The organism is Lyngbya confervoides BDU141951 (assembly GCF_000817775.3).
GTDB classification, from domain to species: domain Bacteria; phylum Cyanobacteriota; class Cyanobacteriia; order Thermosynechococcales; family Thermosynechococcaceae; genus Lyngbya; species Lyngbya confervoides.
Map to the genome: position 1 here is coordinate 1 of NZ_JTHE03000028.1, position 8,592 is coordinate 8,592.

The 8,592-nt window shown below is 47.5% G+C and carries 7 protein-coding genes; 3 read left to right on the plus strand and 4 right to left on the minus strand.

Features of this window, described 5'->3' with window-relative positions; translation table 11 throughout:
• Together QQ91_RS04185 and QQ91_RS04190 are read left to right on the plus strand one after the other, a co-directional pair.
• The coding region (locus QQ91_RS04185; RefSeq protein ID WP_166280399.1) for a PD-(D/E)XK nuclease family protein at window positions 1-340 on the plus strand (340 nt) is incomplete at its 5' end.
• 29 nt (window positions 341-369) lie between these two features.
• Window positions 370-954 (plus strand): hypothetical protein, encoded by a 585-nt coding sequence (locus tag QQ91_RS04190; RefSeq protein ID WP_166280424.1) that lies wholly within the window; start codon window positions 370-372, stop codon window positions 952-954.
• Between the two features lie 192 nt (window positions 955-1,146).
• Here the strand turns inward: QQ91_RS04190 and QQ91_RS04195 are convergent, their stop codons facing one another.
• The 3 genes from QQ91_RS04195 to QQ91_RS04205 all read right to left on the minus strand — a co-directional run bounded on the left by QQ91_RS04195 (window position 1,147) and on the right by QQ91_RS04205 (window position 3,242).
• Entirely contained in the window at window positions 1,147-1,638 is a 492-nt protein-coding gene (locus tag QQ91_RS04195) for a hydrogenase expression protein HypE (protein ID WP_166280426.1), read from the minus strand.
• Between the two features lie 161 nt (window positions 1,639-1,799).
• Entirely contained in the window at window positions 1,800-2,471 is a 672-nt protein-coding gene (locus tag QQ91_RS04200; RefSeq protein ID WP_166280428.1) for a DUF1614 domain-containing protein, read from the minus strand.
• A 318-nt stretch (window positions 2,472-2,789) separates the two neighbouring features.
• Window positions 2,790-3,242, minus strand: a complete 453-nt coding sequence (locus tag QQ91_RS04205; RefSeq protein WP_375340934.1) for a fasciclin domain-containing protein — start codon at window positions 3,240-3,242, stop codon at window positions 2,790-2,792.
• 516 nt (window positions 3,243-3,758) lie between these two features.
• On the opposite strand from QQ91_RS04205, the gene QQ91_RS04210 reads away from it, so the two are divergent.
• Window positions 3,759-7,319: a WD40 domain-containing protein gene (locus QQ91_RS04210; protein ID WP_166280432.1), complete on the plus strand. Its 3,561-nt coding sequence runs from the start codon at window positions 3,759-3,761 to the stop codon at window positions 7,317-7,319.
• Window positions 7,320-7,332: 13 nt separating this feature from the next.
• Here the strand turns inward: QQ91_RS04210 and QQ91_RS04215 are convergent.
• The coding region (locus QQ91_RS04215) for a CREC-EF hand family protein (protein WP_201277318.1) at window positions 7,333-8,592 on the minus strand (1,260 nt) is incomplete at its 5' end.

Genomic DNA, 8,592 nt, shown 5'->3' on the forward strand with positions numbered 1-8,592 from the left:
AGGCTCAGCCAACTCGTCTGGACGAGAGCAGTTGTATGAGGATCTGCTGTATGAAACCGCAACGGTATTAGTGCCGGCTCATCCCCAAAAGTTGTCCCCACGCCTGTGGGGGTGTTCCGCTCTCCAACCCCTATCTGTCTATGGTTTTCAACGTTGTCCCCACGCCTGTGGGGGTGTTCCGCTGTATCAAGACCGCTGCTATGGAGAGAAGCCGTTTGACCAGCAAGCTGAAGCGATCGCTCAACGAGTCTTCCAAGGAGACTTTACGCCGACTCCTCACAAAACCTGTTACGGTATTTGCCCTTTCAGTGAAATCTGCGATCACTGTCTGACAGAATAAGTGGAATAACTTATCCCCAGAGTTTTGAAATGGCAATCACATATCTCAACCGTAGACAGAAGCTCTATTATCTCCATCAAGGCAAGACCAAGCTAGGGAATCCCAAATACTTTTTCTCCATGAAATCCGATGGAAATTTAGCAGAGGTGATCCCCGATGGTTTTGAGATCTATGAGACTCCAAATGCTCAGGTCTTCTTACGAAAAATCCCAAAGAAGATTATCACTGACGATGAAGTTGCCGTTGTTGAAAGGGGAATGGAGAAATTTTCGAAACTTGAGCATTTTCAGATCGATGTTAAGAAGGAGAAGATCAGCATTTTCTCTCCGAACGAAAACGTCTCTGGGTTACTTGAGATTTATGCTTCAACTGCATATCTTCACGGTAAAGACCCATACGAAATGCAACAGCTACTCGCACAGTCTCTCACGTATTCTGATAATCTCCGATTTGTTTTAGTGGATAATCAGAAACGCCTCTTCCAGACTGAGCGTTACTGTTATCTTGGTTCCATTGATGATTGGATAGAGGTAGGAAACATCGGCCCCCTTGAAAAGTTAGTCAGAACGTATGTGAAACACATCGGCCAGGAATCCTTTTATGAGTTGATGTGACCTCTACTGTGCTTTGCAGGCAGATATTGTTAAGTCTGAGATTCTTAGCAACAGCCTCCAGAAACTTGGGGTGTTCCCTCGACTTACGTAAACTCGGAACAGGGAAAACCCCCTTAAAATTCTTCCGAAAAGAAACACTCAGGATTTGCTGACTGAGCCGCGCGAACTGGCCTGAGTCATGCTCTTTTGCCCTCAAACCTGCTGAATGAGTTCCTCGATTACCTGTAGCGCATCCTGCGACGCCTTCTGGGCAATACGCGAAAACGAGTCCCCAAGGCTGAAATCCTTCGCCGGAACCTCCACCCAATAGGCCCTGGGGCTGTGACCGTAGACAGACTGAGTTAGAGCCAGCAGCGAACAGGGATCGCAACTATGACCTGAGCAGGGCACTGCTGATCCAGGCGTTTCTGACCCGCAGGCGTCTAGCGATCGCACCCGCACCTCTGCGGCATCGCCCATCTGGCAGGCATGGACAAAAATAACCTGGTCTGCGGTGGCCAGCCTTCCCGCCAGTTCAGGATGCAAAATAGAGTCACAGTGAGTGATCACCCCCTCCAAGGCCAGGTCATGCAGTTGCGCCACAATGGCTTGACCAATGCCTTCATCGCCATGATGGGAACGACCGTAGCCCAAAACGAGAAATGAGGGGGACTTCTCTTCAGACAAAGATTCACGAATACCCATCGTCTCCTCCCTGAAGCGCATACCTTAAGACTATCCCAGAAGCCCGGAATTCTATAGCCACTCTTAACAAAACGATTGTTCCCAAGGACATGCTCCCAAGGACAGCCTCCCAAGCCCCCCCCGCAACCGTGACACAGATCCTCATTCCAAACACAGCCTTACTAGGTGAGGAGCAGGGCCATCAGCCCACACAGGGCAATGCCGTCGAAGACCCCAGCGCCCCCAATGCTAAGCACCCCAGCGCTCATTTGCTCAAGGTCCTTCAAGTGCAGAAGGTCAGCGCCCATCACCGTGCCTAAAATGCCACCGGCAAAGGCAACGGAGGAGGCCTGGGCTGGCAGGATGACAAAGGCGCTCAGCGCCGCAGTCACCGGAGCCACCAAGGGAGACATCTGAATCCCAATGCCGGGGACAATATGGGCGCTGTAGTAGCTAACCGTAGTCACGATCGCCGTAACCAGCAAGATGGCCACTGCCGGAGTTTGGGTGAATTGATACAGAGCCAATAGCACAGGGATTAAACCGCCTCCCACATTCAGCGCCACAATGGTAACCTGTTGCACTTGCCTCAGGGGCAATCGCCAGAAGAATCGCTCATAGACGCTTAGCAGATCCGGAACAAGATGAATCTCGGTTTCCACTTGGTAGAGCGGAAGATTAATGGCGCTCCCCAGCAAACTGAGTATCAGGAGTCCAAAGGCAACGGAGGGTGAAAATCCAAGCTTGCCCGCCGCAAACTGGACAATATCTAGCGTAATGGCAACCCACAGGAGCGGTAAAATAAGCAGTAGGAAAAGGAGAAAAATAAACAGTGAAACGGGCAGGTAAATCATGGCGATCGCAGGGTAAATCTCTGTTCGCGGCTAGGAATTGGCCCATCGTTACCTGAATGCTGTTCCCGAGCCTTAACCTAGCGTCAGTCCTACCATAGAAGCATTCCCCGGCGAATGACAAACCCGTGTAGGGGAAAGATCTAAACGTTAAAGATTCAAACCTTAAAGCCCCCCTCAAGAGAGCCGTTAGCTTTCTAACAAAGGGGGGCGAAAAAAACGAGAAACCTGCCGATAAAAGCAGCGAGGGCCATGGATTCAGGGCGGCTCAAAGCGCTACGGGTTCCTGAAAACAACCCCCTCGCCTCTGGACCGTAAAGGTTACATCTCTGGGGGCAAAATCACCGCATCAATGACATGGATGACGCCGTTGGTAGCCGCAATATCGGTTTTCACCACATTGGCGCCATTCACCTTCACCGAGCCCGAGGATGCATCAACGTCGATCTCAACGGATTGGCCTTCAACGGTGGGGACCGAACCCGAGGTTACTTGATCCGAGGTAACAGATCCCGGAATGACGTGATATGTCAAGATTTTAGTTAAAACATCCTTGTTTTCCGGCTTCAGAAGCGTTTCTACGGTTCCCTCAGGCAGGGCGGCAAAGGCTTCATCCGTGGGCGCAAAGACCGTGAAGGGTCCTTCACCGGACAAGGTCTCCACCAGATCCGCTGCCTTTACGGCAGCCACCAAGGTTTCAAACACATCACTTGAGGAGGCAATATCCACAATAGTTTGTGCAGATTGAGCCGCAGATGCGTCCGAGACCTTCATAGGCTTGCTACAGCTTTCAGCGAAGACGGGCGCAGTGCCGCCCAACCACAAGCTTGAGACGAGCATCAAAGACAATGATTTGCGAGAGAGCATTGTAAAAACCCCTAGGAGGAATGGCATTACACAGATTTCAAAATGTAAACCTATGTAAATATTTATTAATTATAGGTTGACAGAAATTCTTTTGCAAAAGTTCCCGCCGGACCATGATTCCGATGCAGCCAGATCTCAACCCGCCCTGGCGCAGCATCAAAACGCTCAGTTATCCTTCCATCACCAGGTCAGGCATTGATGTCACCTCAACCGGAACCATCAATAGCACTCAGGCCCCAGTTTTACAGACAGAGGATTCCCCGTGACACAACCGATCCTCAAGCCTCGAGTGTGTTGAATCAGACTCAACCATTTGGATTTAGGTTTGGTTTTATAAACCTCAGCATAAGTATATTGTTTAAACTCTGATTTTTTGAGCCACATTTGGTAAATTAGGCGGGAAAATTCCTGGAAAAAATCAAGATGAATGAAACAGAGGGCTTAGAACTCGCCGAGCGCTGCCTGGGGCACCCTCTCACCCAGCTACAGAAAGCTATTTTTATCGGAAGCTGGCGGAAAAAGACGTATCGACAAATTGCCATGGAGCAAGGGTACAGCGAGAAGCATCTCAAGGATATGGGGCAGGAACTGTGGATGCGTCTCTCTAACGCGACGGGAGAACGGATTAGTAAACCTAAATTAAATCGCTGTGTTGAAAATCTTTCTCAAAAAAACGCAACTGAATCTTCAGCAAAATTTCGGGATTGGGGCGCTGCCCCAGAGGTGTCGTTCTTTGTGGGACGAACTCGAGAATTAGAAACGCTAAAAAATTGGATTTTAAAAGATCACTGTCGGCTTGTCTCAATCCTCGGGATGAGAGGAGTTGGAAAGACCAGGCTCTCTCTCAAATTAGGGAAGGGAGGCATTGGAAAAACAGATTTGTCCCTGAAGCTAGCCAGGGGATTACAACATGACTTTGATATCATTATCTGGCGAAGCCTGCTCAACAAGCCCAGATTTGAAGACTTTTTTTCGAAGGTCATGAAGGACCTGTCAGAAAGGGTGGACGCAGTTCCTCCCTCCCATCTCGACGATCCCTTAGATCGATTAATTTTTTATTTAACCTCCAAGAAGTGTTTATTAGTTTTAGATAACTTTGAGTCGCTTTTAAAGGCACAAACCCATCGGGGTGAGTATATCGACGGCTATGAAGGCTATGGTATTTTTCTTCAGAGGATGGGAGAGACTTTTCATCACAGCTGTCTGCTGATCACAAGTCGAGAAAAGCCCTATGAAATTTCCATCCTGGAGAATCCCTCAGGTCCGGTGCGTTCTCTGTTTTTAGAGGGACTCAATGTCATAAACTGCCGCAAGATATTTGCCCAAGTCGGAAGGTTTGAAGCCACAGACCAGGATTGGCAGTTCATTACTCAGTATTATAACGGTAATCCCCTGGCCATAGAGCTGGCTGCCAAGCATATTAAGGACATCTTCAACCAGAACATTACTCATTTCCTAAAAAGTCAAACGCCCTTATTCAACGACCTGCATGATCTTTTAGCCTGGCACTTTGAGCGACTATCTCCCTTAGAACTTGAGCTAGCCTATTGGATGACTCTCTCTCGGGAACCCCTTTCTGTGGAGCAGTTACAACAAGCGGTTCTCTCGCCCTCCGCCAAGAAAGCTGTTTCCTCAACACTCCAGTCCTTGAATCGGCGATTGCCCTTGGAAAAATCGGCTCACACGTTTACGCTGCAACCTGTTTTGATTGAATTTCTGACGGAGGAATTCATTAAAACTGCGATCGCTGAATGTGAATCTGGCCAGTTTGAACGCCTTAATCAGTTCTTCATTTTAAAAGCCCTTGCGAATGACGAGGTGAGAGGTGCTCAACTGCGACTGATCGTGCAGCCAATGATTCAGGAACTATTAGTCGCTTTAGGAAATTTACAAGCAATTGAATCCTGGGCTCAGCCAATCTTAGAAAGGCTCAGAAATCCAGGCCCCCTAAAAAATGGATATTTAACCGGAAATCTGGTGAATTTACTGATTCAGGCTAATATTTGCATAGATAACTATGATCTATCGAATTTAATCATCAATCAGGGTTTTTTCCAGGACGCTTCGCTGTTTGGCGTAAACTTCTCAGATTCTGAGGTAAAAAACTCTAACTTTATGCAGTATTTTGGGGACATCTTTGCTGGCAGCTTTAGCCCCGATGGGCAACATCTCGCGATTAGTGATTCGAATGGACGAATTAGTCTGATTCACATTAACAGTAATCAACATAAGCTGAGCTTTTCAGCCAATGAGATAGGAACCTGGGAGACAGCCCTGGCTTTTAGCCCAGATGGCAGATTTTTCGTGAGTGGGGGCTATGAGAACCAGGTTAAGCTGTGGGATGCAGAGACAGGTCAATTATTGCATTGCTTTATGGGGCACACTGCCTGGATCTGGTGCGTTGCCTTTTCCCACAATGGCCGACTCGTTGCCAGTGCCGGGGAGGATCAAACCATCCTCATTTGGGATATTCAGTCAAAACAATTAATCGCTAGGCTAGAAGATCACCAAAACTCGGTTCGATCCATTGCCTTTAGTCCTGATGATCGTTTATTAGCAAGTGGCAGCCATGATCAGACTGCCAGAGTTTGGGATCTAGCTAGTGGTCGGTGCTTATCTGTCTTTGATCATCCGCACTGGGTTTTATCCGTGTTTTTCAGGCTAAATGCTAATCAACTCTTTACTGCGGCTGAAATGAGAGTTTGGATATGGGATCTACAGTCCGAACAAAATGTGAGTACGTTAACGGATCATCACCATTATTTACTCGCGTGCGATCAAAGTCCAGATGGTAGATTCGTTGCCAGTTCAAGTTTAGGCGGAGAAATCAAGATCTGGGATGTGGAACGGCAATCGTGCTTAAGGACCTTAGTGGGTCATTCAGATTGGATATTCTCCATTGGCTTTAGTCCTAACTCCCAGCAGTTGTTCAGTTGTGGATATGATAAGACGCTCAAGATATGGAATATTAAAACCGGAGATTGTCTAAATACCATCAGAGGCTACTGCAATTGGGTTTACTCAGTAGCTCATAACCCCAAGGAAGAAACCATTGCCAGTGGTCATCAGGACGGCAAGATCAGAATATGGGATATTAAAACGGGGGGAAACCGGGGGGTATACTCTGGAAATAAGGCAATCCATGCCATTGACTTTCATCCCGCAGGCGATCGCTTTGTGAGTGGGAGCCATGACGGACTGATTCAAGTCTGGAGCAAGGCTACCGGGCAGTGTTTATCCACCACCCCCGTTAGTCCAGCCAGTGGTGGAATTTGGGCGGTCAAGTTTAGTCCTGAGGGGCAGTTTATCGCATCGGGCAGTCAAGATGGAGTGGTCAGACTCTGGGACTCGGAGGCTAGTACTGTTTTAATCTCTATGCTGGGGCATAGCAATTGGATTTGGTCGCTTGCCTTTAGCGCTGACGGGAAAAAACTGGTGAGTACCTGCAACGACCATACTGCAAAGATCTGGAATATTGAGACAGGAGAATGTATCCAATCCTTTGAGGCCGGATCTAACCAATTTACGGCTGCCACCTATAGCCCCATCACTGATTTACTGGCCATCGCTGGCCAAAATGCCACTATCCTCCTTTGGGATTCTGATTCACAGCAGGTGATTGAAACCCTACGGCTACATCGTGGTCCAGTTTTTGCGATCGCCTTTAGTCCTGATGGCAAAACCCTTGCGAGCGCCGGAACCGATAAATCTATCTTGCTGTGGGATGTGAATACTCATTCTGTCGTGGACTCCTGTGAGGGCCACACCGAAGCAATTCGTTCCCTTGCGTTTAGTCCCGATGGTCAGAGGCTGATCAGTGGATCGCAGGATGGCACCGTAAAAATTTGGGAGGTTGCTAGCGCTAGCTTGACTCATTCGGTGCGTCCCCCAAGACCCTATGAAGCCATGAATATTAAAGGGGTTGAAGGTCTTACCTCAGTCCAACTCAATATGCTGAAGTTTCTGGGAGCAGTGGAAGGGTAAAATCCTAAGTCCCCTATGCAAAGCGAGCGGTTGGCAATGTTGGGATGTTTATTGCAACCGGGGTTAATAATGGAGTACCAGTATCGGTATCTTGACTCCCAGAAAATTGAAGCCGTTCTGATGACGATCCGGCAGCCAGAGAGGGTAAATCCACCCCAATCTCGCCGCTGAACATTGCAGATGGCCTCTGACCCAGCTCAATAGGGAACAGATCAGAGCCTGAATCATCGTGCAAAACAGTACCCGGAGGCTTATCAGGGATACCGAAAGGATCCACACCCACAAGAGCAGTGTTTGGATAGTAGCCGGTAATATCAATTAGCCCATCGCCATCGCGATCGAGACTTACGATGCAACCAGTTTTCTGTCCTGGTTTGGCATAAATAGCCTGTTCGATTCTCCGGAAATCAATATTGCCATCATCATCATAGTCGAATTCGGTCACATAACGAGTTAGATTACCCTTTCTATCGTAGGTTGATTTTTCAGTAGAGTCTATGATGCCATCGCCATCATAGTCGGATTCGCGCGCCTTACGAGCTAGATTACCCTTCCTATCGTAGGTTGATTTTTCAACAAACCTATTGTCAATGACGCCATCGCCATTAAAGTCGGATTCGCTCACATAACGAGTTAGATTACCCTTCCTATCATAAGTGTAATTGCTGATAAATATAGATCTATCGTCAATGACGCCATCTCCATCAGAGTCAGATTCGCTCACATAACGAGTTAGATTGCCATTGCTATCATAGGTCGCTTTTTCAGTATATCTATAATCAATGACACTATCACCATCATAGTCGGATTCGCCCACCTTACAAGTTAGATTACCCTTCCTATCATAGGTTGCTTTTTCAGTATCTCTGGAGTCAATAATGCCATCGCCATCAGAGTCAGATTCGCTCACATAACGGGTTCGATTACCATTGCCATCATAGGTTGCTTTTTCAGTATAGTCTATGATGCCATCGCCACCATAGTCAGATTCGCTCACCTTACGGGTTAGATTACCATTGCTATCATAGGTTGCTTTTTCAACAAACCTATTGTCAATGACGCCATCTCCATCATAGTCGATTTCACTAGCATAATTAATTCGATTGCCATTGCTATCATAGGTTGATTTTTCAGTATCTCTATAGTCAATGACGCCATCTCCGTTATTGTCAAATTCACGAGCATAACGGGTTCGATTACCCTTCCTATCATAGGTTGATTTTTCAATAAATCTACTGTCAATGATGCCATCTCCATTATAGTCAGATTCACT